Raw genomic sequence first — 24918 nt, 5'->3', positions numbered from 1 at the left:
TCCTGAGACAGATTATCGGCACGCGCTTCGCGAACTTGAGAAATTTCAGAACAGATTTTCGATATCGTTGCCGTACGCTTTGCTGACCTTCTCGCCCATCGACTCGCCCATCGACTTCAACTGCGCAATCATGCTGGTAAGTTTGCGGGCATACTGCGGATCGGTCGCGTACCCGGCATTTTGCAACGCCTGTGCGCCCTGCTCCGCGGTGGCAGCCGTGGTCACGGCGGCGTAACGCGGGTTGCGGCTCAGTACGCCCACGTAATCTGACAGCGCTTCCAGATAGGAGCTGTAAACGCGGAATTTCGCTTTGACCTTTCTGGATTCGCCGTTTTCGAATTCGGTGGTGGTGATCTCGGTCACCGGCCCTTTCCAGCTCGACGTTGCTTTCACGCCAAAAATGTTAAAGCTCGGCTCGCCGTTTTCACGCTTGATTTGGCGCTGGCCCCAGCCGGATTCCAGCGCGGCCTGCGCCAGAATCAGGTGATGCGGCACGCCGCTTTGCTGGCTCGCCAGACGCGCTGGCAACGAAAGCTGCGCCAGAAAGTCTTTGCTGTCGCCGGTTAACGGTTCGTCGCTGGCTTCCGGCGCTTTTGGCACCGCTTTGCGCACCAGTTGCGTCAGCGCCTGGTTCTGATACGAGGTCACCGTTTCCAGCGGGAATTTCATTGGCACCTGTTGCGTGGTGGCGTCCGCGTCGGCAGGTAACGGGCTTGCCTGCTCGCCACCCATCTGCTTAACCATCATATCCGCCAGCCCCAGCCCTTTGCCCGCGGTCATATGCTGGGCAATTTGCTGGTCATACATGCTGGTGTACAGGCGCGTGGAATCACTGCTAAACAGACCGTCTTTCGGCAGCGCTTCACGCATGCTTTTGAGCATCATCTGCACAAACATCCCTTCCACCTGGCGGGCAACAGGGCGAATATTCGCGCCTGGGTCCTGCCCGGCTTTGGCTTTCAGTTCATTCAGCGATTGCGCATCCCATGCCGCGCTCGCCGTCAGTCGGCTGTCGGTTAGCATTAAATGATTTCCAGTTTGGCACGCAGGCAGCCTGCGCTTTGCATGGATTGCAGGATGGACATCAAATCCATCGGCGTGGCACCCAGCGCATTCAGCGCGCGAACCACATTGTTCAGGTTGGCGCTGGAACGCACGGTTTGCAGCGAACCCCCGCTCTGGCGCAGGTCGATCTGCGTCTGCGGCGTCACGACGGTCTGACCGCCGCCAAACGGCGTGTCCGGCTGACTGACGTTCGCCTGCTGATTGACGGTGACCGACAGGTTGCCCTGCGCCACAGCACAGCTATCCAGCGTCACTTCGCGGTTCATCACCACGGAGCCGGTGCGGGAGTTGATCACCACTTTGGCATCCTGCGGCGTCACGCCCACTTCCATATTCTGAATGTCAGCGAGGAAACGCACCTGCGAGCTGTTGCCGGTCGGCACACGCACCTGAATGGTACGGGCATCGAGCGCTGTCGCACTGCCGTAGCCGCGCGAACGGTTGATGGTGTCGGTGATCTGCTGTGCCAGGGTGAAATCTTCCTGGTTCAGTTGCAGATTGATGGTGTTGCCGGAACCGAACTGCGACGGCAGCTCACGCTCAATGACCGCCCCGCCGGTGATACGCCCGCCGTTAAGCTGGTTCACCTGCACGCTGCTGCCACCTGCCGCGGCACCCGCGCCGCCGACCAGAATGTTACCCTGCGCGAGAGCATAAACCTGGCTGTCAACGCCCTTCAGCGGCGTCATCAGAAGCGTACCGCCGCGCAGACTTTTGGCGTTACCCATCGACGAGACGACCACATCAATGGTCTGCCCCTGGCGCGCAAACGCCGGGAAGTTCGCCGTCACCATTACCGCCGCCACGTTTTTCAGCTGCATGTTGGTGCCCGCAGGCACCGTGATGCCCATCTGCGACAGCATGTTGTTCAGGGTTTGGGTGGTAAACGGCGTCTGGGTCGTCTGGTCACCGGTACCATCAAGGCCCACGACCAGGCCGTAGCCGATTAAGGAGTTTTGTCGTACGCCCTGTACGCTGGTGAGATCCCGGATGCGTTCGGCCTGGGCAAAAGTTGCCACCAGCACGAGCGCAATACCAACCAGAGATTTAAACATGGGTCACCTCGGTTACATCGGCGATAAATTAAGGAAGAAACGCTGCAGCCAGCCCATATTCTGCGCTTCGTTTATGTAGCCATTGCCCACATATTCGATACGCGCGTCTGCCACCTGGGTAGACGGAACGGTGTTGCTGCCGCTGATGGTGCGTGGGTTCACGACACCGGAGAAGCGGATGAACTCAGTGCCCTGGTTAATGGCGATCTGTTTTTCACCCACGACATGTAAGTTGCCATTGACCAGTACCTGATCGACGGTCACGGTTAATGTCCCGCTAAAGGTGTTACTCGCATTCGCGCCACCTTTACCGTTAAAGCTGTTGCTGCCGTCGGCCTCTAAATCGGCACGCGCATTGCCGAACAGCCCTTGCAGATAACGCGGTGCGGTATCGACGCCGAAGCTGGTTTTTCCGTCGCGGCTGGCATTGGCTGACGAGCTTTTGCTGGCACTGACGTTTTCCGCCAGCACGATGGTCAGCGTGTCGCCAACGTTACGTGGACGTCGATCCTCAAAGAGCGGCTGATAGCCGTAGTTCACCGGCTGCGCGGACTGAAAAATGGAACCATTCACAATCGGAGCAGGACCCGGCAGCGGCTGAGCGGTGGTCGCCCCCTGCACCAGCGGAGTGGACGGGATCAACGCGCATCCGGTGAGGGACGCGGCCAGTAAGGCCAGGAGCGGATAACGAAACGCGGCGGTTTTGTGCATTGCTTTCATCTTCAAAATCAGGGTGCCGGTGTGGGGTTAACCACACCGGAACACACCTTAGAGTTGCGTCAGTTTTTGCAGCATCTGATCGGTGGTCGATACCGCTTTACTGTTAATTTCGTAAGCACGCTGAACCTGGATCATATTCACCAGTTCTTCGGCCACGTTAACGTTAGAGGTTTCAACATACCCCTGGTACAGCAGACCCGCGCCGTTCAGACCTGGCGTGGTGTCATTCGGCGCACCGGAAGACTGCGTTTCGGTGTAAAGGTTTTCACCAATACTTTCCAGACCGGTATCGTTCATAAAGGTGGTCAGGTTTAACTGTCCAACCTGAACCGGTGCCGCCTGGCCCTGCTGGGTCACGCTAACCACACCGTCACGACCGATAGTGATGCTCAGTGAGTTCGCCGGAATGGTGATCGCAGGCTGTACCTGGAAACCACCCGCCGTCACTAACTGACCGTTCTGATCGACCTGGAACGAACCGTCGCGGGTATAGGCAGCGGTACCGTCCGGCAGCATCACCTGGAAGAAACCCTGGCCTTTGATCGCCACGTCTTTGCTGTTGTTGGTCTGAGACAGGTTGCCCTGGCTGTGCAGACGTTCAGTCGCCACCGGACGCACACCGGTACCGATCTGCAAGCCTGATGGCAGCGTGGTCTGCTCAGAAGACTGCGCGCCAGGCTGACGAACAGTCTGGTAAAGCAGGTCTTCAAATACCGCGCGCTGACGCTTGAAACCATTGGTGCTGACGTTCGCCAGGTTGTTGGCGATAACATCCATATTGGTCTGCTGTGCATCAAGCCCGGTTTTGGCGATCCATAATGAATTGATCATGACTATTCCTGTTTATTAGCTCATTGACAGCAGTGAGTTAGCACGCTGCTCATTTTCGTCAACGCTGCTGATCACCTTCATCTGCATCTCAAAACGACGCGCGCTGGCGATCATATCGGTCATCGCTTCAACCGGCTTAACGTTACTGCCTTCCAGCACCCCGGACATCACGCGGATGGAGGGATCGGCCTGCAGGGTTGCGCCACGTGCCGCCTGAGCCGCCGGGCTCGGACGGAACATGCCGTCATCGCCGCGCACTACTTCACTGCCGCTGGCTTTGACCAGCTTCAGTTTGCCGATCGGGGATACCGTATTCGGCGGGTCCCCCGGCGTCAGTGCAGAGACGGTACCGTCGGCGGCGATGGTGATTTCAGAGCCTTCCGGCACTGCGATCGGCCCGCCGTCGCCCATGACCGGATTGCCCTGGATCGTCAATTGCCCCGCCGGGTTAACCTGGATATTACCGTTGCGGGTATACCCTTCGGTGCCATCCGGCGTTTGTACTGCCAGCCAGCCGTCCTGCTGCAGGGCTACATCGAGCGGACGCGACGTATAGTCCATCTGCCCCTGGGTCATGTCGGCACCCGGCGTGGACGCGGTGACCAGCGTACGCGTCGGCAGCGACAGTCCCTGGACCGGCACGGCGCGCAGCGCGTTGAGCTGGGCGCGGAAGCCCGGCGTTGAGGCGTTCGCGAGGTTGCTGGCGGTAACAGACTGCTGATTGAGCGTCTGACTCGCTGCACCCATCGCGGTATATATTGCGTGATCCATGAAGCCTTCCCGTCAGGCGCTTAGCGCAGGTTAACCAGCGTGTTGAGGATCTGATCCTGGGTTTTGATGGTCTGCGCGTTCGACTGATAGTTACGCTGCGCGACGATCATGTTCACCAGTTCTTTACTCAGATCCACGTTGGAAGCTTCCAGTGCGCCGTTGGTCAGGGTACCGAAGTTACCGTTGCCCGCGGTGCCCAGCAGCGCCACGCCGGAGGCGCCAGATGCAGACCAGACGTTATCCCCTTCGGATTGCAGACCTTCGTTGTTGGCAAAGTTTGCCAGCACGATCTGGCCCAGAAGCTGGGTTTGTTCGTTGGAGTAGTTACCTACCACGGTGCCATCGTCATTGATCTGATAGCTCACCAGGTCGCCCGGCTTGTAACCGTTCTGGCTGGTCGCCACGATGTTGTTGGAACCGGTGTTCTGCTGCATGGAGTTCAGGAAGCTCAGCGAGAAGTTCGCCGGTACTGCACCGTTCAGGGCGCCGGTGGTGATGTTGATCTGCGGCTGGGTGTTCGGAGTAGTGGCCAGATCCCATGTTGCCGGGGTCGTCGTGGTGTTGAGGGTATAGTTGCTCACCTCATCCAGATTGCCGTTGTTATCAAAGCTCATCTGGGCAGATTTAGCCGCAGTCGAGCCCGCTACGCTGGCGTCCTGAGTCCAGACATCCCATTTGTTGTTGGCAGTTTTGACATAATAAACGTTCATGTCATGGGCGTTACCCTGTGAGTCATAAACGGTCACAGAGCCTTTTTTGTTGTAGCTGTCGGCATTGGTCGCATCAAAGGTGGCAATTTTCGGCAGCGCATCTGAGGAGTTCAGGTTGATCTGCATCGCCGCAGTAGTGGTGGTCTTCGCCGACATCAGCGTGTTAGGCACGGAGATGGCGGTCGGGTTCGCACCCTGCTGGATGGTCGGCGGCGTACCGGTAGCCGGATAACCGGTCAGTTGCAGACCCTGCATGTTGACGATGTTACGGTCGGAATCCAGTTTGAACTGACCGTTACGGCTGTAGAACACGGAACCGTTGGCATCCACCATACGGAAGAAACCGTTCTGGCTGATCGCCACGTCCAGACCACGACCGGTGTTGGTGGTGGTACCGTCGGTGAAGTCCTGTGTGATGCCCGCTACTTTAACGCCCAGACCCACTTTAGAACCGGCAAACATATCCGCAAACGAAGCGGTACCGGATTTAAAGCCATAGGTGGCGGAGTTGGCAATGTTGTTACCAATGACATCGAGGTTGGTGGCCGCAGCATTCAGGCCGCTGACCGCTTGTGAAAAGGCCATGACTTACTCCTGATAAGGTTTCGGCTTAGATAATCTGCCGTACTTCGTCGAGTGTGGTGGTACCGTACGTACCCAAATCTAACAAGTTACCGCTGCTGCCACGGGTAACGCCCTGAACCAGCGCGAACTGAAGCGGCTGGGCCACCAGTTGCGTGGTACCGCTGCTGGCGCTGATCGCGACGTTATAAGAACCATCCGGTGCAGACGTGCCGTCGGCCAGAGTGCCATCCCAGCTAAAGGTATGAACGCCCGCTTTCAGCTCGCCAATATCAATGGTACGAACCACCGCACCGGTTTTATCGGTGATGGTGGCAGTAACTTTATCCGCCGCCTGTTGCAGCTCAACGCCAAACGGCGTGGTGGTTTCTTTACCCGACAGCACGGTCGTGCCGGGGATCATCACACCGTGACCAATCAGTGAACTGGCCTGCAATGACTGGCTGTTATCAATCTGACCCGAAATAGAGCCGAGCGTGGTGTTCAGCTTCTCGATGCCGCTCACCGTACTGATCTGCGCAAGCTGCGTGGTCAGTTCGTTGTTTTGCATCGGGTTGGTCGGGTCCTGGTTTTTCAGTTGCGCGACGAGCAGCGTCAGAAAGCTGCCCTGCAGATCGTTCGCACTGCTGCCGGCCAGCGGATTGCCGCTGGTCGCGGACGTCCTTGCGGCGCTGGTGGTGTCATTAACGTTAACGGCGATAGACATATGGCGTTCCTTTACTGGCCGAGAGTAAGCGTTTTAAGCATCATGCTTTTAACGGTGTTAAGCACTTCGACGTTGGCCTGGTAGCTGCGCGAGGCGGACATGGAGTTCACCATCTCCCCCACGACATCGACGTTAGGCATTTTCACGTAGCCTTTGGCGTCGGCCAGCGGGTTGCCTGGCTCATACACCAGTCTGTCGGGTGCCTGGCTCTCAACCACGTCGGACACTTTCACGCCGCCGGTGGCTGCGCCCGGCGCTGCGTCAACCTGGAACACCACCTGTTTGGCGCGGTAAGGCTGACCGTCCGGCCCGGTCACGCTGTCGGCGTTCGCCAGGTTACTGGCGGCGACGTTCAGACGCTTGGACTGTGCGGTCAGCGCAGAGCCTGCGATGTCAAAAATATTGAGTAAGGCCATCGGTTAGTTGCCCCCCTGGAGCACGGTCAGCATGCCTTTAATCTGACCGCCGAGAACGGTAAGGCCGGTCTGGTATTTCAGGCTGTTGTCGGCAAATTGCGTACGCTCGCGATCCATATCGACGGTGTTACCGTCCATCGAAGGCTGGTCAGGAATGCGATACAGCAAATCGGTTGATGGCGCGGTCATCGCCTGTGCCGGAATATGGCGGGTAGAGGTGAGCGCCAGCGATACACCGCTGGTTTCAGCACGACCGCGTTCCATGACCTTTTTAAGTTCACTGCTAAAATCCATATCGCGCGCCTGATACCCCGGGGTATCGGCGTTGGCGATGTTGGCCGCCAGAACCTCCTGACGCTGCGCGCGCAGGTTCAAAGCTTCTTGCTGAAAACGTAGCGCGGCATCGAGTTTATCGAGCATGTCTCCCCCCGCTGATGACAAATTTTACAGGTGACAGCTTAAATCGCCTTGTCCATGCGTCATCGTCTGAATAAGCGCAAAATGCGTCGCTATTTATTGCGTTGATAGATTTGTTGTGCAGGTAGAATCCTGTCATTCCTTTAAACAGGCAGGACTCTGCGATGAACACGTTGAAAGGCGGTTTTGCCGCAATCTTACTGTTATTAAGTACGCAGGCACTGGCGTCAGACCTGAATGCCCAACTGACGGCGTTCTTTGCCAACCGTCTGGCAGGCTTCAGTGACGAAGTGGTGGTGCAGATCCGCTCGGCGCAAAATCTGCTGCCGGCCTGCGAACAGCCCGCGTTAAGCGTGGCGGGGAATGCCAGGCTCTGGGGCAACCTGAACGTGCTGGCGCAGTGCGCCAATGAAAAGCGCTATGTGCAGGTAATGGTGCAGGCCACCGGGAATTATGTGGTCGCAGCACAGCCGGTTGCGCGGGGCAGTCAGTTGCAGCCGGAGAGCGTGACGTTAAAACGGGGTCGCCTTGATCAGTTACCACCGCGGACTATGCTGGATATTAATCAGGCACAGGATGCGGTAAGCTTGCGCGATCTGGTGCCAGGCCAGGCGATTCAGTTATCAATGCTGCGTCAGGCATGGCGCGTTAAAGCGGGTCAAAAAGTGCAGGTTATTGCCAGTGGCGATGGCTTTAGTGTGAATGGCGAAGGTCAGGCGATGAACAATGCATCCGTGGCGCAACGCGCCCGTGTACGCATGGCATCAGGTCAGATTGTCAGTGGCACCGTCGCACCTGATGGGAATATTCTTATTAATCTATAATCTTTTTAAAGAATTCCCGGCCTCTGCCGATAAATAATCAACATATGATGATGGCCGTCCCTGGCGACGCAAAACCTCGATGAGGACAACACTATGAGCATTGATCGCACTTCGCCCCTGAAACCGGTAAGCACCGTTCAACCGCGCGAATCTAATAATGATGTCCAGACGCAGAAAACGCGCCTGGAAAAAGCCCCGACCGCGAACAGCACTAACGTCACTATCAGTGGCGCTCAGGCAAAGCTGATCCAGCCGGGCAACAGCGATATTAATGTCGAGCGCGTTGAAGCGCTGAAAGAAGCTATTCGCAATGGCGAACTGAAAATGGATACCGGTAAAATTGCCGATGCCCTGATTCAGGAAGCACAGAGTTACTTGCAGAGTAAATAACCCTATGAGTCGACTGTCAGAAATACTGGATCAGATGACAGTTATCCTGAGCGATCTGAAAGACGTGATGGATGCTGAGCAACAGCAACTTTCCGCAGGCCGGCTTAATGGCAGTGCCCTGCAGCGCATTACAGAAGAGAAAAGCTCGTTGCTCGCGTCGCTGGACTATCTTGAACAGCAGCGCCGCGTTGAACAGAACGCGAATCGAAGTGCAAACGACGATATCGCCGATCGCTGGCAGACGATTACCGATAAAACGCAGCACCTGCGCGATATGAATCAGCATAATGGCTGGCTGCTCGAAGGGCAGATTGATCGCAATAAACAGGCGCTGGAAGTATTGAAACCGCATCAGGAACCTTCCCTGTACGGCGCAAACGGGCAGACGTCCCCGACCAGTCGCGGCGGCAAGAAAATCTCGATTTAAAAAAAGGGAGTCTTGATCCAGACTCCCTCCGTTTTTTATGCCGTCCGGCGCGCAAACTCTTTTACTTTAAAGCCCAGCACCGCCAGCGTGGCAAAGTAAGCCACCACACCCACCACCACTACCGCCATCAGACGCAGCAAGCGGAAGAACATCGTGCCCTGCGACCATTCAGGCATGACCATCAGGATGCCCACGAGCGCCGCTGCCATGACCAGTACCGCAATCACCAGACGTACCAGAAAACGTCCCCAGCCCGGCTGTGGAGTGAAGATTTTTTGCTTGCGTAACTGCCAGTAAAGCAGCCCGGCGTTCAGGCACGCCGCAAGGCCAATCGACAGCGCCAGCCCGGCATGTTTCAGCGGGCCAATAAACGCCAGGTTCATTAACTGCGTCATCACGATCGTCACCATGGCAATTTTGACCGGGGTTTTGATGTCCTGGCGCGAATAGAATCCGGGAGCCAGCACTTTCACCGCAATCAGCCCCATCAGACCGACCGAGTAGGCCACCAGCGCCCGCTGCGTCATCAGGGCATCAAAGGCGGTAAATTTCCCGTACTGGAACAGCGACACGGTCAGCGGTTTGGCGAGAATACCCAGTGCCACCGCGCACGGCAGCGCCAGCAGGAAACAGAGGCGCAGCCCCCAGTCCATCAGGCGGCAAAACTCATCCTGATTGCCGTTGGCCACGCTTTTTGACAGCGACGGTAGCAGGATTGTCCCCAGTGCCGCACCCAGCACGCCGGATGGCAGTTCCATCAGACGGTCGGCGAAATACATCCACGATACCGAACCGGACACCAGAAACGAGGCAAAAATGGTGTTGATGATCAGCGAAATCTGGCTGACCGAAACGCCGAGGATCGCCGGGCCCATGTGCTTCACCACGCGCATCGCCCCGGCGTCACGCAGGTTAATGCGCGGCAAGACCAGCATGCCGATTTTTTTCAGGTGCGGCAGTTGATACGCCAGTTGCAGCACGCCGCCGACCGTAACCGCCCAGGCGAGCGCCACCACCGGCGGGTTAAAGTATGGCGCAGCAAACAGCGCAAAACCGATCATGCTGACGTTTAAAAACGTCGGCGCAAACGCCGGAACGGAGAAGCGGTTCCAGGTATTGAGGATTGCGCCTGCCAGCGAAGCCAGCGAAATCAGCAGGATATAAGGGAAAGTGATCTGCAAAAGCCGGGAGGTGAGCGCGAATTTATCCGCCGTATCGGCAAAACCGGGTGCCGTCACCATGATCACCCAGGGGGCGGCGAGCATCCCGACCACGGTGACAATCGCCAGTACCAGGGTCAACAGGCCGGAGACATAGGAGACAAACACCCGCGTCGCATCCTCGCCCTGCTTGCTTTTGTACTCCGCCAGAATCGGCACAAACGCCTGCGAGAAGGCCCCTTCCGCAAAAATCCGGCGCAGCAGGTTGGGCAATTTGAACGCCACGAAAAAGGCGTCGGTTGCCACCCCGGCTCCGAATACCCGCGCCACAATGGCATCGCGTGCAAATCCCAGCACGCGGGAAAACATGGTCATTGAGCTGACGGCTGCCAGCGATTTTAATAAGTTCATTACTCTGTGAGTCCAAAACCTGACGGCAAAACGCCTGCAAAGCAGGCGTTGGAAGAAGCGTTAGTCTACCGGGATTAAAGGGAAATACTACCGCGAGATGTTACGCGATTATTCACTCATCGCCTGCCGCCACAGCCGGTCAATCACCCGCTGCGCGAGGATCGCCTGCTCGCCCGCGGTTTCAGGAACCGTCTGATTTTGCACGCATTCAATGAAATGGTGCGCGCAGCCAACAAATCCGCGCTGCTCAAGGGTGCTCTGCCAGCCCGGTACCGGACGGGTTACGACGCCCTGCCCGCGCTCCTCGCGCCATTCACGCATGTCGGTGACGTCAATCAGCGCCCCGTCCGTCACCGCCTGGATCGCTTCACGCTGACTTCCGGCGCGGCGGTGCATGCTGGTGGTAACAGAAAGATGCTCATGGCTGAAATGGTGCTCGGCGTAGAGCATCTGGCCGTCGTCGTTGGTTTGCAGCGTGCCGCTTTGCAACTGGGCGCTGCCGCCCGCCAGCCACAGCGCGGTGTCCACGACGTGCAGGTAGTCATCGAGCAGGGTAAAGCGTAAATCGTGCGGCCCGACGCTGTCGGTGCGGTGCTTATCCATGCGCAGCGAGGCTCCGCCCGTGAGTTGCGTTTTCAGATCGCGGTACAGCGGTGCAAAGCGACGGTTGAAACCGACCATCAGAGTCAGCTTTTTCCGCGCCGCCAGTTCCACCAGCCGCTCCGCATCGGGCAGATTTTCCGCCAGCGGTTTGTCCACGCAGACGTGTACCCCGGCGTTAAGTAACTCGCTCACCACCGCATAGTGCGAGGCGGTGGAGGTGTGCACAAAGACCGCGTCACACTGTTCCGCCAGCGCTGGCAGGGAGGCTGCGTAAGGCATCCGCCAGCGTTCGCAGACCGGCAGCGCCTTTTCCCGCGTCGGCGACCAGGCCGCCTGAAGCGTCCAGTCGGTCGCCGCACCTAAAACCGGCAGCCAGGCTTTTTGCGCGATGCCGCCCAGACCGACCACTCCAATGCGTAATTTTGTCACGTTAATCTCCCAGATGTGCCAGCAGTGAATCCAGACGCTGTTTCAGTTCAGCCACTTCCCCTTCCAGCGCCTCAACGCGCAGGGCGAGATCGCCCCCGGTCGCCGGCTCGTCTTCTGCGGCGGGTGTCTGCACCTCGCCGGAAAACAGGTGCATATAGCGGCTTTCGCGCTTGCCCGGCTCACGCGGAAGGCGCATCACAAACGGCCCGTCTTCCCGGCTGGCAAGTTGCGTCAGGGTATTTTCCACTTCGCTCATATCAGCGAAGTCATGCATTCGTGAGGCGCGGGTGCGTAATTCGCCCGGCGTTTGCGGGCCGCGCAGCAGCAGCGTGGTCACCACTGCCACTTCCGCCGGGTTAAACTTCAGGCTGCCAAATTCGGAATTACAAAAGCGCTGTTCATATTTTGCGACCCGGTTGCCAAACCCGCTCTGGGTGCGCAGAAAATGACGTTTTACCAGCGCGTCGAGGAGATCCTGCACCTCGCCCTCGCTCAGGTTCATCACCGGTTCGCGGTTACTTTTCTGGTTGCAGGCCATGGCAACGCCATTGAGGGAAAGCGGATATTGTTCCGGCGTGGTGACCTGCTTCTCCAGCAGGCAGCCAATCACCCTGGCTTCGGACGGCGTTAACTGATATTTCATTTTTTTTCCTTATCTACCTGGCGTCCAATCCTGCGTAGTCAGTGCAGTCAGTACGTGGTCGCGCCACTGGCCATCAATTAGCAGGTACGATTTGGCGTACCCCTCTTTCTCAAAACCGAGACGTGCCAGCAAATCGCCGCTGCGTTTATTGTGCGGCATATAGTTCGCCATAATGCGATGAATATGTTGCGTGCGCTGCATATAGCGAATGGCGCTGCTGAGTGCTTCAAACATCAGCCCCTGCCCCTGCCATTTTTGCCCGATGGAATAACCCAGATAGCAGGCGTGAAACGATCCGCGCACCACATTAGAAAAGTTTGCCACGCCAATGATCTCTTTTTCCTCAGGATCGAGCAGCGCAAAATAGAATGCGGTCCCCTGTTTGTGGAACTCGTTGATCATGCCAAGACGCGCCTGCCAGCCGGACGGGTAGCAGTGGCTGTCATCGCGCACCGGCTCCCAGGGCTTCAGAAACTGGCGGTTTTCGGCGTAATAATCCGCCAGTCGCCACGCATCCCGCTCGTGCACCAAACGCACCACCAGCCTGTCTGTTGTCAAGCGTGCTTTCGGCACGTTATTGCGATAACCAAACATTCATCCCCACTCCTTCCGCTCACATCTTATTGCCCCTTTCGTTTTACTATACAACGGCAAGCCGCCATTTTCTGCGCCAGAAACTCTTTTCGATGAAGCGCCTCAATCAAAGTGATGGTTTGATAAAAAAATATTGTCACCCGAACGGGTGGGCAAACGTCCTGTACCACCGCAAAATAGCGGGGCACTCTTATTTTTCCCTGGAGGGGAAATGTCCCGCGTATCGCAGGCCCGGAGCCTGGGTAAATATTTCCTGCTCGTCGATAATATGCTGGTCGTTCTGGGCTTTTTTGTCGTTTTCCCGCTGATTTCTATTCGTTTTGTCGATCAACTCGGCTGGGCCGCGTTAATGGTCGGCATTGCGCTTGGGCTGCGTCAGTTTGTCCAGCAAGGACTGGGGATTTTCGGCGGCGCGCTGGCGGACCGCTTTGGCGCAAAACCGATGATCGTGACCGGGATGTTGCTGCGCGCCGCAGGCTTTGCGACGATGGCCGTGGCCCATGAGCCGTGGCTTTTGTGGAGTTCCTGTATTTTATCCGGGCTTGGCGGCACGCTGTTCGATCCGCCCCGCTCGGCGCTGGTGGTTAAGCTGGTGCGTCCCCATCAGCGCGGACGCTTTTTCTCGCTGCTGATGATGCAGGACAGCGCCGGAGCGGTGGTGGGTGCGCTGCTCGGCAGTTGGCTGCTGCAATATGACTTCCGCCTGGTGTGTGCGACCGGCGCGGTGCTGTTCATCCTTTGTGCGCTGTTTAACGCATGGTTCCTGCCGGACTGGAAACTGTCGACGGTGAAAGCCCCGGTACGTGAAGGGCTGACCCGCGTGCTGCGTGACAAGCGCTTTGTCACCTACGTGCTGACGCTCACTGGCTATTACATGCTGGCGGTGCAGGTGATGCTGATGCTGCCGATCATGGTCAACGATATCGCCGGATCGCCCGCCGCCGTGAAATGGATGTACGCCATTGAAGCCAGCTTGTCGTTAACTCTGCTTTATCCGATTGCGCGCTGGAGCGAAAAACGTTTTCGCCTGGAGCACCGCCTGATGGCCGGGCTGCTGTTTATGTCCTTCAGCCTGCTGCCGATTGGGATGGTTCACTCCCTGCAACAGCTTTTCGTGCTGATTTGCACCTTCTATATCGGCTCGATTATTGCTGAACCCGCCCGTGAAACGTTAGGCGCGGAGCTTGCCGATGCGCGGGCGCGCGGCAGCTATATGGGCTTTAGCCGTTTAGGTCTGGCGTTTGGTGGCGCGCTCGGTTACGCGGGCGGCGGCTGGCTGTTCGATGCGGGCAAAGCGTCCGCGCAACCGGAACTGCCCTGGATGATGCTGGCAGCAATCGGCGTGATCACCTTCTTCGCCCTGTGGTGGCAGTTCAGTCACAAACGTCACGCCCCGGAAATACTGGAGCCGGGCGCATAATTTGCCAGGGGCCGCTTTGTTTTCCATACTTATTGCTACGGATGGCAATTACCTGGAGGAGAAACGTGAAGCTCTATATTTACGATCACTGCCCGTACTGTGTTAAAGCCCGCATGATTTTCGGGCTGAAGAATCTCCCCGTCGAGCTGAACGTGTTGCTGAACGATGATGAGGCAACACCCACTCGCATGATTGGCCAGAAAATGGCCCCCATTCTGCAAAAAGATGACAGCCGCTATCTGCCGGAGAGTATGGATATTGTCCATTACGTCGACCAGCTCGACGGCAAACCGCTGCTCACTGGCGCGCAAAAACCGGCCATTGAGGAGTGGCTGCGAAAGGTGAATGGCTACGCAAACCGCCTGCTGATCCCCCGCTTTGCCAAATCGTCCTTTGATGAGTTTGCCACCCCGGAAGCCCGGGCTTACTTTGTGGCAAAAAAAGAGGCCGCACTGGGCAATTTTGAGGAGCACCTCGCGCACTCGCCGGGGCTTATCAAAAACATCAGCGATGATTTACGCGCACTGGATAAGCTCATTGTGCAGCCGAATGCCGTGAACGGTGAACTCTCAGACGACGACATTCATCTCTTCCCACTCTTGCGTAATCTGACGCTGGTGGCCGGTATTACCTGGCCGACACGTGTGGCGGATTATCGCGACAATATGGCAAAACAGACGCAAATCAATCTGCTCTCGCGTATGGCAATTTAACCCACCTGGCGGCGGCACTGGCTGCCGCCCATTTTTAAGCCTTTTCTGCTGGTACGCCCCTGACTGGTGCGGGATGCTGCTTTGTGTCACGATTGAGAAAAGATCGCCATATTGAGGATGTTGATGAAGAGTTTATTTGTGGCTGCCACCCTTCTGGTGAGCGGCCTGCTGGTGGGATGTAATCCGTTAACCCAGTACACCGTGAGCGAACAGGAAATCAACCAGGCCCTGCACAAGCGCAACGATTTCTCCCGTGATATTGGCCTGCCCGGCGTGGCTGACGCCCATATCGTGCTGCGCAATCTGGCGAGTGAGATTGGTCGTGAAGAGCCGAATAAAGTCACCCTGACCGGCGATGCGAATCTGGATATGAATTCGCTGTTTGGCAGCCAGAAAGCCACCATCAAACTCAAGCTGAAAGCCCTGCCGGTGTTTAATAAAGACCAGGGAGCGATCTATCTTCAGGAAATGGAAGTCGTTGACGCCGTCGTTACTCCGCAGAAGATGCAGAGCTTTTTACAAACGCTGATGCCCTATCTCAACCAGTCCCTGCGCAATTATTTTAATGAGAAGCCCGCTTACGTGCTGAGCGAAGACAGCAGTAAAGGCGAAGCGCTGGCGAAAAAATACGCCAAAAGGCTGGAGATTAAGCCCGGCGAGATCGTCATCCCCTTTACGAATTAACCCTGAGGGCGCGCTAAGCGCCCTTTTTTGTGGCGCGCGTTTGTGAAAAAGGATGCAAACGAAAACGTTTATACCCTAAATAATTCGAGTTGCAGGCAGGCGGCAACTGAGTAAATTCCCGGGAGCTTACATAAGTAAGTGACCGGGGTGAGCGAAGGCAGCCAACGCACATGCAACTTGAAGTATGACGGGTATACGCCTATTCTTAGTGCCCGGCATAAAGCAGCCACCCTGACTGATCCTTACGCAAGCCGGAGCCTTCCATGACAGTACTTCCCCAGGTTTTGAAAATTCGCCGCCCCGACGACTGGCACCTTCATCTTCGCGATGGCGACATGCTGAATACCGTCGTGCCTTACACCAGTGAAACCTATGGCCGCGCGATCGTTATGCCGAACCTGGTCCCCCCCATTACCACCGTTGAGGCGGCTGTCGCTTACCGCCAGCGCATTCTGGATGCGGTCCCTGCCGGGCACCATTTTACCCCGCTGATGACCTGCTATCTGACCGACTCGCTGGATGCCAACGAAGTTGAGCGCGGCTTTAATGAAAACGTCTTTACGGCGGCAAAACTTTATCCGGCAAACGCTACGACCAACTCCAGCCACGGCGTCACCAGTATTGATGCGATTATGCCGGTGCTGGAGCGGATGCAGAAAATCGGTATGCCGCTGCTGGTGCACGGGGAAGTGACTCACGCTGACATCGATATTTTCGATCGTGAAGCGCGCTTTATTGAGACAGTAATGGAGCCGCTGCGCCAGCGTCTGCCTGCGCTGAAAGTGGTGTTTGAGCACATCACCACTAAAGACGCAGCCGAATACGTGCGCGACGGTAACGAACTTCTGGCCGCCACTATTACCCCTCAGCACCTGATGTTTAACCGCAATCATATGCTGGTTGGCGGCGTGCGCCCGCACCTGTACTGTCTGCCGATCCTCAAGCGTAATATTCACCAGCAGGCGCTGCGTGAACTGGTCGCCAGCGGCTTTGACCGCGTGTTCCTCGGTACCGATTCCGCCCCGCACGCCCGCCATCGTAAAGAAGCAAGCTGCGGGTGCGCAGGCTGTTTTAACGCGCCGACGGCGCTGGCAAGTTACGCGACGGTGTTTGAAGAGATGGGCGCGCTTGAGCACTTCGAAGCCTTTTGCTCACTCAACGGCCCGCGCTTTTACGGTCTGCCGGTCAACGACACCTTTGTTGAACTGATCCGCGAGGAGTATCAGGTTCCGGAAAGCATTGCCCTGAGCGATGACACCCTGGTCCCCTTCCTTGCCGGTGAAACCCAACGTTTTACGGTAAAATGCTAAAAAAATGATTCCCCCTGTTGAAAACTGTCTGCGTTAACTGTATATATAACCAGTATTCAATACAGGGGCAATTATGCGCATTGAAGTGACTATCGCCAAAACAACACCCTTGCCGCCCGGCGCGATTGACGCGCTGGCTGGTGAATTATCCCGCCGCGTTGATCAGGACTATCCGCAAACGGAAAATAAGATTTCCGTTCGCTACGCCAGCGCCAATAACCTTTCCGTGTTTGGTGCGGCAAAAGAAGACAAAGATCGCGTCAGTGAAATTTTACAGGAAACCTGGGAAAGCGCTGACGACTGGTTTACGTCTGACTAATTTTTCTTTGTTGTGCTTTTTGCCGGGTCGCCCCGGCTTTTTTGTCTTTTTTTTAATCATTTTTCTCATTGCACTTTCAGCATTCACAAAAAATATATCCGCGTTGCCGCTTAATTTTTCAGATAAAACTAAAAAACAACGTGGAAATGCCGATAACTATAATAATTAACGCGCGGTCGTTAATTATTGATATACTTAAACTGCTTCAGAAAATACGCATAGAACCTCGAGAGTCGTTGTCTTATCACACGCATTAGGGGGTTATGATGGTAAAAAATAATGAAGTTATTCAGACTCATCCGCTCGTAGGATGGGACATCAGCACCGTAGACAGCTACGATGCGCTGATGCTGCGATTGCATTACCAGACCCCCAGTCAGGCCGACCGTGACGATACTGAGGTCGGACAGACTTTGTGGCTCACCACTGACGTTGCCCGGCAATTTATTTCGATTTTAGAGGCAGGTATTGCCAAAATCGAATCCGGGGACTACCAGGAAAACGAGTATCGCAGGCATTAATAATCTTAATGCAATCTCTGTTAAACAGGCACCCTGAGGGGTGCCTTATTTATTTGTGGCTTGTATAAAAAAGCCAGGTTAATTACTCTCCTGCGTAAAGAATTTGCCAGGAGAATGCCATGAAATATGACCTGATTATTGTCGGCAGCGGTTCGGTTGGAGCCGCTGCAGGCTACTACGCCACCCGAGCCGGGCTTAACGTACTGATGACCGATGCCTGGCTGCCCCCCCATCAACATGGCAGCCACCACGGAGAGACCCGACTCATTCGCCACGCTTATGGTGAAGGGGAAAAATACGTGCCGCTGGTCCTGCGGGCGCAAACGTTGTGGGATGAACTGGCTGAACTTAGCGGAGAGCCGGTTTTTGAACGTACCGGGGTCGTTAATCTCGGTCCGGCTGATTCAACCTTTCTGGCAACCGTGGCGCAAAGCGCGCAGGAGTTTAACCTTGACGTGCAGCGTCTTGATGCCCAGGCGCTGATGGCCCGCTGGCCTGAGATCCGCGTGCCTGAGGATTACATTGGCCTGTTCGAAGCCAATTCCGGGGTGCTGCGCAGCGAGCTGGCGATAAAAGCCTGGGTTCAGCTTGCCCGTGACGCCGGTTGCGCGCAGTTGTTTAACTGCCCGGTGACGGCCATTCATCACACCGAAGACGGCGTGACCATCGAAACCGCCGATGGCGAATACCATGGCGCGAAACTGCTGGTCAGCGCCGGAACCTGGGTCAATCGCCTGCTCCCCTCTCTGCCCGTTCAGCCAGTGCGTAAAATCTTTGCCTGGTTCCAGGCCGACGGTCGCTACAGCGTCAAAAATAATTTCCCGGCGTTTACCGGCGAGATGCCCAACGGCGATCAATATTATGGCTTCCCGGCGGACGATAACGCGCTGAAGATTGGCAAGCACAACGGCGGCCAGGTGATTGCCAGCGAAGATGAACGCGTGCCGTTTGGCAGCGTCAGTACCGATGGCTCCGAGTCTTTCGCCTTTCTGCGCCAGTTCCTGCCGGGCATTGGCGGCTGCCTGCACGGTGCGGCCTGTACCTACGATAACTCCCCGGATGAAGATTTTATTATTGGTACGCTGCCAGGCCATCCGCAAACGCTGCTGGTGACCGGGCTTAGCGGGCACGGCTTTAAATTTGCCCCGGTGCTGGGTGAAATCGCCGCCGGATTTGCGCAGGGCACCCCGCCCGCGTTTGATTTAACCCCCTTTGCGCTGAGTCGTTTTGATCCCCGCTAATCTATCCCGCGTCAGGCCCCTCCGGGCCTGACTTTTTTATCCCGCCCCGGAGTTATGATGCGCCGCCTTTATCATTATCTCGTTAATAATATACGTGAGCATTTAATGCTCTATATTGCATTATGGTTACTGCTCGCGCTTATCGATATTATTTATATTGTATTCGCCAAATGAATAACACTGACAAAAGCTGACACTTCTTTATATAAAAATAAATTTAGAACAGATTTTTTGAACGATAAATCCACACAAAAAAAGAGACTCAAAGCCCTCTACATGCCTTTTCAGGACTCTTTTAAGCGAATTAACTGAACAGGAAATCATATTTTAAATCAATAAATTTGATTAAAATAAAATAGTCTTTATTTTGGTTCTTTTTCAGTTGCAATATTATTTACGCCGCGCCATGTTAAGCCCACTTTGTTATTTAATGCGGTTATATGTATGCAACTGAGTAATTCTGCTCGCCGCTACGGTGCGGTATCAATAACGCTTCACTGGCTGGTTGCCATCGTGGTTTATGGGATGTTTGCCCTGGGACTGTGGATGGTGACGCTCAGTTATTACGACGGCTGGTATCACCAGGCCCCTGAACTGCACAAAAGCATCGGCGTCTTGCTGATGATGGCGCTGGTGGTACGCATCGTCTGGCGGCATCTCTCCCCGCCGCCGCCTGCGCTGAAAAGCTGGAGCCGCACAACCCGACTCGGTGCCATTGCCGGGCACATCGCGCTTTACGCTCTGCTGTTTGCCATTGTCATCAGCGGTTATCTCATCTCGACCGCAGACGGGAAGCCCATCAGCGTCTTTGGCCTATTCGACGTACCGGCAACGTTTGCCGACGCCGGTGCACAGGCCGATCTGGCAGGCGACCTTCACCTCTGGCTGGCCTGGAGCGTGGTGATCCTTTCTGTTTTACACGGGCTTGCGGCCCTCAAACACCATTTCATTGATAAAGACGACACCCTGAAGCGCATGCTGGGAAAATCGTCACCTGACTCTGGAGCGTAACATGAAAAAAAGTTTACTCGGCCTGACCCTTGGCGCATTGCTGTTCACTACCGGTTCTGCCGTCGCCGCAGATTATAAAATCGATAAAGAAGGCCAGCATGCCTTTGTGAACTTCCGCATCCAGCACCTGGGCTATAGCTGGCTGTACGGTACATTCAACGACTTTGACGGTAGCTTTACTTTTGATGAAAAGAATCCGTCCGCGGATAAAGTGAACGTCACCATCAACACCAACAGCGTGGATACTAACCATGCGGAGCGTGATAAGCACCTGCGCAGCGCGGATTTCCTGAACGTGGCGAAATTCCCGCAGGCGACGTTTGTTTCAACAGCAGTGAAGCAGGACGGCGATGCGCTGGATGTAACCGGCAACCTGACGCTGAATGGCGTGACAAAACCGGTGACGCTGAAAGCCAAAATGATCGGCCAGGGTGACGATCCGTGGGGCGGCGTGCGTGCGGGCTTTGAAGCGGCGGGCAAAATTGCGCTGAAAGATTTTAATATCACCACCGATCTCGGTCCGGCGTCTCAGGACGTGGAGCTGGTGATTTCTGTGGAAGGCGTGCGCCAGAAATAATGTTGCTGCCCGGTGGCATAATGCGACCGGGCAGAAATGATCACTCGGGGTCGGGGATGCCCAGTTTGGTATTCAGGCGACCGCGTGATTTGTTAAAGATTTTATTACCGTTTTCACGCCCGGCACGACGACGGCGCTGCTCTTCCTCCGGCAACTCGCTCTCTTCTTTACACAACTCGCTACAGCAGCCTTTAAACTTCTCTGCACATGACGGGCACTGAATAAACAGCAGATGACAGCCATCGTTCAGACAGTTGGTATGGGTATCGCACGGCGCACCGCACTGGTGGCAATGGGCAATAACATCTTCTGAAATTCGCTCACCCATCCGCTCGTCAAACACGAAGTTTTTACCAACGAAGCGTACCGGTAACCCCTGCTCACGGGCGCGGCGGGCGTACTCAATGATGCCGCCTTCGATATGCCAGACTTTGCTGAAACCGTTGTGTTTCATCCAGGCACTGGCTTTTTCGCAGCGAATGCCACCGGTGCAGTACATGACAATTTTCTTGTCCTTGTGCGTCTGCATCATCTCAACGGCTTTCGGCAACTGTTCGCGGAAGGTATCCGCCGGGATCTCCAGCGCGTTTTCAAAATGGCCCACTTCATATTCGTAGTGGTTACGCATATCGATAAACACGGCATCGGGATCGTCCAGCATGGCGTTAACTTCCGCCGCCTTCAGGTAATCACCGACGTTGCTGGCATCGAATGACGCATCTTCAATGCCGTCGGCCACGATGCGGTCGCGCACTTTCATGCGCAGCACCCAGAAGGATTTACCGTCATCTTCAAGCGCGATGTTCAGACGCAGATCTTTCAACGCCGGATCAAAACCATCCAGACAGGCGCGCAGCGCATCCAGTTTGCTCTGCGGGACGCTAATTTGCGCGTTAATCCCTTCATGCGCCAGATAGATACGGCCAAAAACGTTGAGCGCGATCAGCGCCTGGTACAGCGCATCGCGGGTCGCTTTCGGATCAACGATGGTGAAATATTTGTAGAACGAGACTGTGGTACGCGGCTCGACTTCAGCCAGCATGCGTGCCTTCAGCTCTTCATTGGAAATGCGGTTGTGTAACACTGGCATGGTGTACTTTTCCTGCAATGAAGCGTGAACGATGAAAAAACGGGCGGCATCATATAGCAAATACTGATAATTTACATCCTTACATTTTTTGCTACATTTCTCACATCAGGATTTTCTCATCAACAATCCCCTGATTCGCCCGCCTTTTACCGACTTAATTTGGGCTACGCATAAAAAAATGCGAAAATTCACAGGATAAGTGGTTGAACAACAGGAATGACATGACGCATTTACCCAAATTTTCGGCAGCATTACTGCACCCTCGCTACTGGCTGACATGGACTGGAATTGGCTTTTTATGGCTGCTGGTTCAGTTGCCCTATCCGCTGCTTTACCGCCTGGGGATGGGGCTTGGCCGCTTCGCCATGCGTTTTATGAAACGCCGTGCGCATGTGGCAACACGTAATCTTGAACTTTGCTTTCCTGAGATGAGCGCCCGGGAGCGACATGCGCTGGTAGTAAAGAATTTTGAATCTGTCGGCATGGGCCTGATCGAGACGGGGATGGCCTGGTTCTGGTCAGATAAACGCATGGCCCGCTGGTCTGAGATTATCAATTTTGAGCCGGTGTATGAATTACAGCGCCAGAAGCGCGGCATTTTGTTAATTGGCGTGCACTTTTTAACGCTGGAACTGGGTGCGCGGATGTTCGGCATGCAAACGCCGGGCATTGGCGTTTATCGTCCGAACGATAATCCGGTGATCGACCTGCTCCAGACATGGGGACGCCTGCGCTCGAACAAAAGTATGCTGGATCGCAAAGATCTTAAGGGCATGGTCAAAGCGCTGAAAAACGGTGAAGTAGTGTGGTACGCGCCGGATCACGATTACGGCCCGCGTGCCAGCGTGTTTGTCCCGCTGTTTGCCGTTGAGCAGGCGGCCACCACTTCCGGTACCTGGATGCTGGCGAAGATGTCCAAAGCAAGCCTGGTGCCCTTTGTGCCACGGCGCAAGCCTGACGGGAAAGGCTATGAACTGGTGATGCTGGATCCCGAAAACGATCCGCCGTTGGACGATGCCGAAACCACCACCGCGTGGATGAATAAAGTGGTTGAGAAATGCATTCTGATGGCACCCGAGCAGTATATGTGGCTGCATCGCCGCTTTAAAACGCGACCTGAAGGCGTTCCCTCGCGCTATTAACCCTCCGGCAGGCGCAATCCTGCCTTTTTAGCTTTCCGGGCTTATCGCATTGCCGCTTCTGGCTACCCGGCGTATGATTAGCAGGCTTACGATTTTTCTTACTCCCCTGCTCACGTCACAAACGCGTATAAACCGGAAGGCTATGTCATCCTCAGAGACCCCCGTAAACTGGAAGCGTAATCTTGCTGTTGCCTGGATTGGCTGCTTTTTAACCGGCGCAGCGTTCAGCCTGGTGATGCCTTTTCTTCCACTGTATATCGAGCAACTGGGTATTCAGGATCACAGCGCACTGAACCTCTGGTCTGGTTTAGTCTTCAGCATTACCTTCTTGTTTTCTGCTATTGCCTCGCCGTTCTGGGGCGGCCTTGCCGATCGCAAGGGGCGTAAACTGATGCTGCTGCGTTCAGCGCTCGGTATGGCGATCGTGATGATGCTGATGGGGCTGGCGCAAAATATCTGGCATTTGCTGATCCTGCGCGCCTGCCTTGGGCTGCTGGGCGGGTTTATTCCCAATGCCAATGCGCTTATCGCCACGCAAATGCCGCGTAATAAAAGCGGCTGGGCGCTGGGTACGCTTTCAACGGGCGGCGTCAGCGGCGCGCTGTTAGGTCCGCTGGCAGGGGGACTGCTGGCTGACAGCTACGGTCTGCGTCCGGTGTTTTTCATTACTGCCTCGGTGCTGTTCGCCTGTTTCCTGCTGACGTTATTCTGCATTCGTGAAAATTTCACCACGGTCACCAGAAAAGAGATGCTGCACGCCCGCGAGGTGATCGGTTCACTCAAAAACCCGCGACTGGTGCTGAGCCTGTTTATCACCACGCTGATAATCCAGGTCGCCACCGGCTCTATTGCGCCCATTCTCACGCTCTACGTGCGCGATCTGGCGGGGGATGTCACTAATATCGCCTTTATCAGCGGCATGATTGCCTCGGTGCCCGGTGTGGCAGCGCTGTTAAGTGCGCCCCGGCTCGGCAAGCTGGGCGATCGCATCGGGCCGGAGAAGATCCTGATTGCTGCGCTGATGCTCTCTGTGCTGCTGCTCATTCCGATGGCTTTCGTCCAGACGCCCTTCCAGCTTGGCATATTACGCTTCCTGCTTGGCGCGGCGGATGGCGCGCTGTTGCCTGCGGTGCAAACGCTGCTGGTTTATAACACCACCAATCAGATCGCCGGACGCATCTTCAGCTATAACCAGTCGTTTCGCGATATCGGTAATGTGACCGGGCCGCTGATCGGCGCGGCCGTCTCAGCAAGTTATGGCTTCCGGGCAGTCTTTTGCGTGACCGCCTGCGTGGTGCTGTTTAATGTTTTTTATTCCTGGTTTAGCCTGCGACGCCCGCGGCGCGTGACGGTCATGGAATAACGCGCTCTCTGATTTTTCCGCATTCATACTTGCAAAGCCTGATCTTCAACTATTCTTTCCCTGAACACCACGTCAAACCACAGGGAGAAACCAATGACTATGTACGCCACGCTTGAAGAAGCCATTGATGCCGCACGTGAGGAATTTCTGGCGAATAACCCGACGCTGGATGAAGAAAGCGCCGATATCCAGCAGTTTAATGTGCAGAAGTACGTGCTACAGGATGGCGAAATCATGTGGCAGGCAGAATTTTTTGCCGATGAAGGTCAGGACAGCGAGTGCCTGCCGATGCTTACCGGCCAGGCGGCGCAAAGCGTGTTTGACAATGACTTTGATGAGATTGAAATCCGCCAGGAATGGCTGGAAGAAAATACGCTGCATGAATGGGATGAAGGCGAATTCCAGCTCGAGCCGCCGCTCGACACGGAAGAAGGCCGCGCGGCAGCAGACGAATGGGATGAGCGTTAATTATTCATACGGCCCATGGTGAATATCCAGTGGCAGCAACAGCGTATCGAAAACCAGTGAAAACGGCAGATCGAGAACGGTGATATAGCGCCACTTTGAATCCCGGACGTCCCACTGGACGCCGGGATAATACTGGTTTCCATGCCCCTGCCCCGGCATGGTTCGGCTGATAATGCTGCCACACCCGCTCAGTAACAGCGCCATAATCGCAACGGCGATAATTTTCACGCACACCCCTCTTAATATCATCGGACTGCTTTACCCGGCAGCCAGCCAAAAAAATACCGGCACGCTGGCCGGTATTT

General features: G+C 55.6%; 31 protein-coding genes. 16 read left to right on the top strand and 15 right to left on the bottom strand.

Translation table 11 applies throughout. From position 1 onward, the window contains the following. Positions 1 to 45: 45 nt before the first annotated feature. Genes flgJ through flgB form a run of 9 tightly spaced genes read right to left on the bottom strand, consistent with a single transcriptional unit; the run spans position 46 to position 7276 of the window. On the bottom strand, positions 46 to 1023 hold the full coding sequence (gene flgJ / locus BM373_RS03065; protein ID WP_090459299.1) for a flagellar assembly peptidoglycan hydrolase FlgJ: 978 nt from the start codon (positions 1021 to 1023) through the stop codon (positions 46 to 48). Continuing rightward, positions 1023 to 2120, bottom strand: a complete 1098-nt coding sequence (locus tag BM373_RS03060; protein WP_090459297.1) for a flagellar basal body P-ring protein FlgI — start codon at positions 2118 to 2120, stop codon at positions 1023 to 1025. The genes flgJ and BM373_RS03060 overlap by 1 nt, the downstream gene beginning before the upstream one ends. A 12-nt stretch (positions 2121 to 2132) precedes the next feature. Next, entirely contained in the window at positions 2133 to 2831 is a 699-nt protein-coding gene (locus BM373_RS03055; protein WP_090459975.1) for a flagellar basal body L-ring protein FlgH, read from the bottom strand. Between the two features lie 57 nt (positions 2832 to 2888). Next, positions 2889 to 3671 carry a flagellar basal-body rod protein FlgG gene (gene flgG / locus BM373_RS03050; RefSeq protein WP_090459294.1) on the bottom strand — a complete coding sequence of 261 codons (783 nt, stop codon included), beginning with the start codon at positions 3669 to 3671 and terminating at the stop codon, positions 2889 to 2891. A gap of 15 nt (positions 3672 to 3686) precedes the next feature. After that, positions 3687 to 4442 carry a flagellar basal body rod protein FlgF gene (locus BM373_RS03045; RefSeq protein WP_090459291.1) on the bottom strand — a complete coding sequence of 252 codons (756 nt, stop codon included), beginning with the start codon at positions 4440 to 4442 and terminating at the stop codon, positions 3687 to 3689. 20 nt (positions 4443 to 4462) lie between these two features. Then, positions 4463 to 5737 (bottom strand): flagellar hook protein FlgE, encoded by a 1275-nt coding sequence (gene flgE, locus BM373_RS03040; RefSeq protein WP_090459289.1) that lies wholly within the window; start codon positions 5735 to 5737, stop codon positions 4463 to 4465. Between the two features lie 25 nt (positions 5738 to 5762). Further along, positions 5763 to 6440: a flagellar hook assembly protein FlgD gene (flgD, locus tag BM373_RS03035; RefSeq protein ID WP_090459286.1), complete on the bottom strand. Its 678-nt coding sequence runs from the start codon at positions 6438 to 6440 to the stop codon at positions 5763 to 5765. Positions 6441 to 6451: 11 nt separating this feature from the next. Beyond that, entirely contained in the window at positions 6452 to 6856 is a 405-nt protein-coding gene (flgC, locus tag BM373_RS03030; RefSeq protein ID WP_090459284.1) for a flagellar basal body rod protein FlgC, read from the bottom strand. 3 nt (positions 6857 to 6859) lie between these two features. Further along, complete coding sequence (flgB, locus tag BM373_RS03025; RefSeq protein ID WP_090459281.1) at positions 6860 to 7276, bottom strand: flagellar basal body rod protein FlgB; 417 nt, start codon at positions 7274 to 7276, stop codon at positions 6860 to 6862. A 161-nt stretch (positions 7277 to 7437) separates the two neighbouring features. Between flgB and flgA the strand changes: the two genes are divergently transcribed. The 3 genes from flgA (at position 7438) to flgN (ending at position 8914) form a co-directional block, all read left to right on the top strand. Beyond that, positions 7438 to 8097, top strand: a complete 660-nt coding sequence (flgA, locus tag BM373_RS03020; protein ID WP_090459279.1) for a flagellar basal body P-ring formation chaperone FlgA — start codon at positions 7438 to 7440, stop codon at positions 8095 to 8097. A 93-nt stretch (positions 8098 to 8190) separates the two neighbouring features. Next, a complete protein-coding gene (gene flgM / locus BM373_RS03015; RefSeq protein ID WP_090459275.1) occupies positions 8191 to 8487 on the top strand; it encodes a flagellar biosynthesis anti-sigma factor FlgM in 297 nt (98 codons plus the stop codon). A 4-nt stretch (positions 8488 to 8491) separates the two neighbouring features. Beyond that, positions 8492 to 8914, top strand: coding sequence for a flagella biosynthesis chaperone FlgN (gene flgN / locus BM373_RS03010; protein ID WP_090459273.1), 423 nt, complete (start codon positions 8492 to 8494; stop codon positions 8912 to 8914). 35 nt (positions 8915 to 8949) lie between these two features. Here flgN and murJ read toward each other — a convergent pair whose 3' ends face one another. The 4 genes from murJ to rimJ all read right to left on the bottom strand — a co-directional run bounded on the left by murJ (position 8950) and on the right by rimJ (position 12754). Further along, positions 8950 to 10485, bottom strand: a complete 1536-nt coding sequence (gene murJ / locus BM373_RS03005) for a murein biosynthesis integral membrane protein MurJ (protein WP_090459271.1) — start codon at positions 10483 to 10485, stop codon at positions 8950 to 8952. Between the two features lie 108 nt (positions 10486 to 10593). Further along, positions 10594 to 11517, bottom strand: a complete 924-nt coding sequence (locus BM373_RS03000) for a Gfo/Idh/MocA family protein (RefSeq protein ID WP_090459269.1) — start codon at positions 11515 to 11517, stop codon at positions 10594 to 10596. Position 11518: 1 nt separating this feature from the next. Continuing rightward, the gene (locus tag BM373_RS02995; RefSeq protein ID WP_090459267.1) at positions 11519 to 12160 is read right to left on the bottom strand and encodes a YceH family protein; all 642 of its coding nucleotides are present in this window, start codon (positions 12158 to 12160) and stop codon (positions 11519 to 11521) included. Positions 12161 to 12169: 9 nt separating this feature from the next. Then, positions 12170 to 12754, bottom strand: coding sequence for a ribosomal protein S5-alanine N-acetyltransferase (rimJ, locus tag BM373_RS02990; RefSeq protein ID WP_090459265.1), 585 nt, complete (start codon positions 12752 to 12754; stop codon positions 12170 to 12172). Positions 12755 to 12965: 211 nt separating this feature from the next. Between rimJ and mdtH the strand changes: the two genes are divergently transcribed. From mdtH to BM373_RS02940, 10 genes are all read left to right on the top strand, one after another. After that, entirely contained in the window at positions 12966 to 14174 is a 1209-nt protein-coding gene (gene mdtH, locus BM373_RS02985; protein WP_090459263.1) for a multidrug efflux MFS transporter MdtH, read from the top strand. A gap of 65 nt (positions 14175 to 14239) precedes the next feature. After that, the gene (gene grxB / locus BM373_RS02980) at positions 14240 to 14887 is read left to right on the top strand and encodes a glutaredoxin 2 (protein ID WP_090459261.1); all 648 of its coding nucleotides are present in this window, start codon (positions 14240 to 14242) and stop codon (positions 14885 to 14887) included. Positions 14888 to 15010: 123 nt separating this feature from the next. Beyond that, positions 15011 to 15571: a lipoprotein gene (locus tag BM373_RS02975; RefSeq protein WP_090459258.1), complete on the top strand. Its 561-nt coding sequence runs from the start codon at positions 15011 to 15013 to the stop codon at positions 15569 to 15571. A gap of 263 nt (positions 15572 to 15834) precedes the next feature. Continuing rightward, the gene (gene pyrC / locus BM373_RS02970; RefSeq protein WP_090459256.1) at positions 15835 to 16881 is read left to right on the top strand and encodes a dihydroorotase; all 1047 of its coding nucleotides are present in this window, start codon (positions 15835 to 15837) and stop codon (positions 16879 to 16881) included. Positions 16882 to 16954: 73 nt separating this feature from the next. Continuing rightward, positions 16955 to 17200 carry a DNA damage-inducible protein I gene (gene dinI, locus BM373_RS02965; protein WP_090459254.1) on the top strand — a complete coding sequence of 82 codons (246 nt, stop codon included), beginning with the start codon at positions 16955 to 16957 and terminating at the stop codon, positions 17198 to 17200. Between the two features lie 266 nt (positions 17201 to 17466). Further along, a complete protein-coding gene (gene bssS / locus BM373_RS02960) occupies positions 17467 to 17721 on the top strand; it encodes a biofilm formation regulator BssS (protein WP_090459252.1) in 255 nt (84 codons plus the stop codon). Positions 17722 to 17840: 119 nt separating this feature from the next. Next, complete coding sequence (gene solA, locus BM373_RS02955) at positions 17841 to 18962, top strand: N-methyl-L-tryptophan oxidase (protein ID WP_090459249.1); 1122 nt, start codon at positions 17841 to 17843, stop codon at positions 18960 to 18962. Positions 18963 to 19019: 57 nt separating this feature from the next. Beyond that, on the top strand, positions 19020 to 19136 hold the full coding sequence (locus BM373_RS02950; RefSeq protein WP_090459247.1) for a DUF2770 family protein: 117 nt from the start codon (positions 19020 to 19022) through the stop codon (positions 19134 to 19136). A gap of 270 nt (positions 19137 to 19406) precedes the next feature. Next, entirely contained in the window at positions 19407 to 19973 is a 567-nt protein-coding gene (locus tag BM373_RS02945) for a cytochrome b (RefSeq protein WP_090459245.1), read from the top strand. 1 nt (position 19974) lies between these two features. Beyond that, positions 19975 to 20550 (top strand): YceI family protein, encoded by a 576-nt coding sequence (locus tag BM373_RS02940; RefSeq protein WP_090459242.1) that lies wholly within the window; start codon positions 19975 to 19977, stop codon positions 20548 to 20550. Positions 20551 to 20590: 40 nt separating this feature from the next. Here BM373_RS02940 and BM373_RS02935 read toward each other — a convergent pair whose 3' ends face one another. Then, positions 20591 to 21640, bottom strand: coding sequence for an oxygen-dependent tRNA uridine(34) hydroxylase TrhO (locus BM373_RS02935; protein WP_090459240.1), 1050 nt, complete (start codon positions 21638 to 21640; stop codon positions 20591 to 20593). A gap of 221 nt (positions 21641 to 21861) precedes the next feature. Here BM373_RS02935 and BM373_RS02930 point away from each other — a divergent pair, with 221 nt between their 5' ends. The 3 genes from BM373_RS02930 to BM373_RS02920 all read left to right on the top strand — a co-directional run bounded on the left by BM373_RS02930 (position 21862) and on the right by BM373_RS02920 (position 24613). Beyond that, positions 21862 to 22782: a Kdo(2)-lipid IV(A) acyltransferase gene (locus BM373_RS02930; RefSeq protein WP_090459238.1), complete on the top strand. Its 921-nt coding sequence runs from the start codon at positions 21862 to 21864 to the stop codon at positions 22780 to 22782. Positions 22783 to 22924: 142 nt separating this feature from the next. Next, complete coding sequence (gene mdtG, locus BM373_RS02925; RefSeq protein WP_090459236.1) at positions 22925 to 24145, top strand: multidrug efflux MFS transporter MdtG; 1221 nt, start codon at positions 22925 to 22927, stop codon at positions 24143 to 24145. 93 nt (positions 24146 to 24238) lie between these two features. Then, on the top strand, positions 24239 to 24613 hold the full coding sequence (locus tag BM373_RS02920) for a MysB family protein (protein ID WP_090459234.1): 375 nt from the start codon (positions 24239 to 24241) through the stop codon (positions 24611 to 24613). On the opposite strand, the gene BM373_RS02915 is transcribed toward BM373_RS02920, so the two are convergent. Then, on the bottom strand, positions 24614 to 24862 hold the full coding sequence (locus tag BM373_RS02915; RefSeq protein WP_371261077.1) for a YceK/YidQ family lipoprotein: 249 nt from the start codon (positions 24860 to 24862) through the stop codon (positions 24614 to 24616). Between the last annotated feature and the right edge of the window lie 56 nt (positions 24863 to 24918).

Source organism: Enterobacter sp. kpr-6 (genome assembly GCF_900116015.1).
Lineage (GTDB): Bacteria > Pseudomonadota > Gammaproteobacteria > Enterobacterales > Enterobacteriaceae > Enterobacter_D.
This window is presented reverse-complemented; position numbering and strand designations above follow the sequence as displayed.

Coding starts and splice junctions, on each gene's coding strand:
- flgM (WP_090459275.1), top strand. CDS start 8,191: ATGAGCATTGATCGCACTTCGCCCCTGAAACCGGTAAGCACCGTTCAA.
- BM373_RS02920 (WP_090459234.1), top strand. CDS start 24,239: ATGACTATGTACGCCACGCTTGAAGAAGCCATTGATGCCGCACGTGAG.
- BM373_RS02915 (WP_371261077.1), bottom strand. CDS start 24,862: ATGATATTAAGAGGGGTGTGCGTGAAAATTATCGCCGTTGCGATTATG.
- BM373_RS02935 (WP_090459240.1), bottom strand. CDS start 21,640: ATGCCAGTGTTACACAACCGCATTTCCAATGAAGAGCTGAAGGCACGC.
- bssS (WP_090459252.1), top strand. CDS start 17,467: ATGGTAAAAAATAATGAAGTTATTCAGACTCATCCGCTCGTAGGATGG.
- BM373_RS03055 (WP_090459975.1), bottom strand. CDS start 2,831: ATGCACAAAACCGCCGCGTTTCGTTATCCGCTCCTGGCCTTACTGGCC.
- murJ (WP_090459271.1), bottom strand. CDS start 10,485: ATGAACTTATTAAAATCGCTGGCAGCCGTCAGCTCAATGACCATGTTT.
- BM373_RS02975 (WP_090459258.1), top strand. CDS start 15,011: ATGAAGAGTTTATTTGTGGCTGCCACCCTTCTGGTGAGCGGCCTGCTG.
- dinI (WP_090459254.1), top strand. CDS start 16,955: ATGCGCATTGAAGTGACTATCGCCAAAACAACACCCTTGCCGCCCGGC.
- flgN (WP_090459273.1), top strand. CDS start 8,492: ATGAGTCGACTGTCAGAAATACTGGATCAGATGACAGTTATCCTGAGC.
- BM373_RS02930 (WP_090459238.1), top strand. CDS start 21,862: ATGACGCATTTACCCAAATTTTCGGCAGCATTACTGCACCCTCGCTAC.
- BM373_RS02940 (WP_090459242.1), top strand. CDS start 19,975: ATGAAAAAAAGTTTACTCGGCCTGACCCTTGGCGCATTGCTGTTCACT.
- BM373_RS03060 (WP_090459297.1), bottom strand. CDS start 2,120: ATGTTTAAATCTCTGGTTGGTATTGCGCTCGTGCTGGTGGCAACTTTT.
- flgB (WP_090459281.1), bottom strand. CDS start 7,276: ATGCTCGATAAACTCGATGCCGCGCTACGTTTTCAGCAAGAAGCTTTG.
- flgJ (WP_090459299.1), bottom strand. CDS start 1,023: ATGCTAACCGACAGCCGACTGACGGCGAGCGCGGCATGGGATGCGCAA.
- solA (WP_090459249.1), top strand. CDS start 17,841: ATGAAATATGACCTGATTATTGTCGGCAGCGGTTCGGTTGGAGCCGCT.
- mdtG (WP_090459236.1), top strand. CDS start 22,925: ATGTCATCCTCAGAGACCCCCGTAAACTGGAAGCGTAATCTTGCTGTT.
- mdtH (WP_090459263.1), top strand. CDS start 12,966: ATGTCCCGCGTATCGCAGGCCCGGAGCCTGGGTAAATATTTCCTGCTC.
- pyrC (WP_090459256.1), top strand. CDS start 15,835: ATGACAGTACTTCCCCAGGTTTTGAAAATTCGCCGCCCCGACGACTGG.
- flgG (WP_090459294.1), bottom strand. CDS start 3,671: ATGATCAATTCATTATGGATCGCCAAAACCGGGCTTGATGCACAGCAG.
- flgC (WP_090459284.1), bottom strand. CDS start 6,856: ATGGCCTTACTCAATATTTTTGACATCGCAGGCTCTGCGCTGACCGCA.
- rimJ (WP_090459265.1), bottom strand. CDS start 12,754: ATGTTTGGTTATCGCAATAACGTGCCGAAAGCACGCTTGACAACAGAC.
- flgA (WP_090459279.1), top strand. CDS start 7,438: ATGAACACGTTGAAAGGCGGTTTTGCCGCAATCTTACTGTTATTAAGT.
- BM373_RS02950 (WP_090459247.1), top strand. CDS start 19,020: ATGCGCCGCCTTTATCATTATCTCGTTAATAATATACGTGAGCATTTA.
- BM373_RS03045 (WP_090459291.1), bottom strand. CDS start 4,442: ATGGATCACGCAATATATACCGCGATGGGTGCAGCGAGTCAGACGCTC.
- flgD (WP_090459286.1), bottom strand. CDS start 6,440: ATGTCTATCGCCGTTAACGTTAATGACACCACCAGCGCCGCAAGGACG.
- BM373_RS02945 (WP_090459245.1), top strand. CDS start 19,407: ATGCAACTGAGTAATTCTGCTCGCCGCTACGGTGCGGTATCAATAACG.
- BM373_RS02995 (WP_090459267.1), bottom strand. CDS start 12,160: ATGAAATATCAGTTAACGCCGTCCGAAGCCAGGGTGATTGGCTGCCTG.
- flgE (WP_090459289.1), bottom strand. CDS start 5,737: ATGGCCTTTTCACAAGCGGTCAGCGGCCTGAATGCTGCGGCCACCAAC.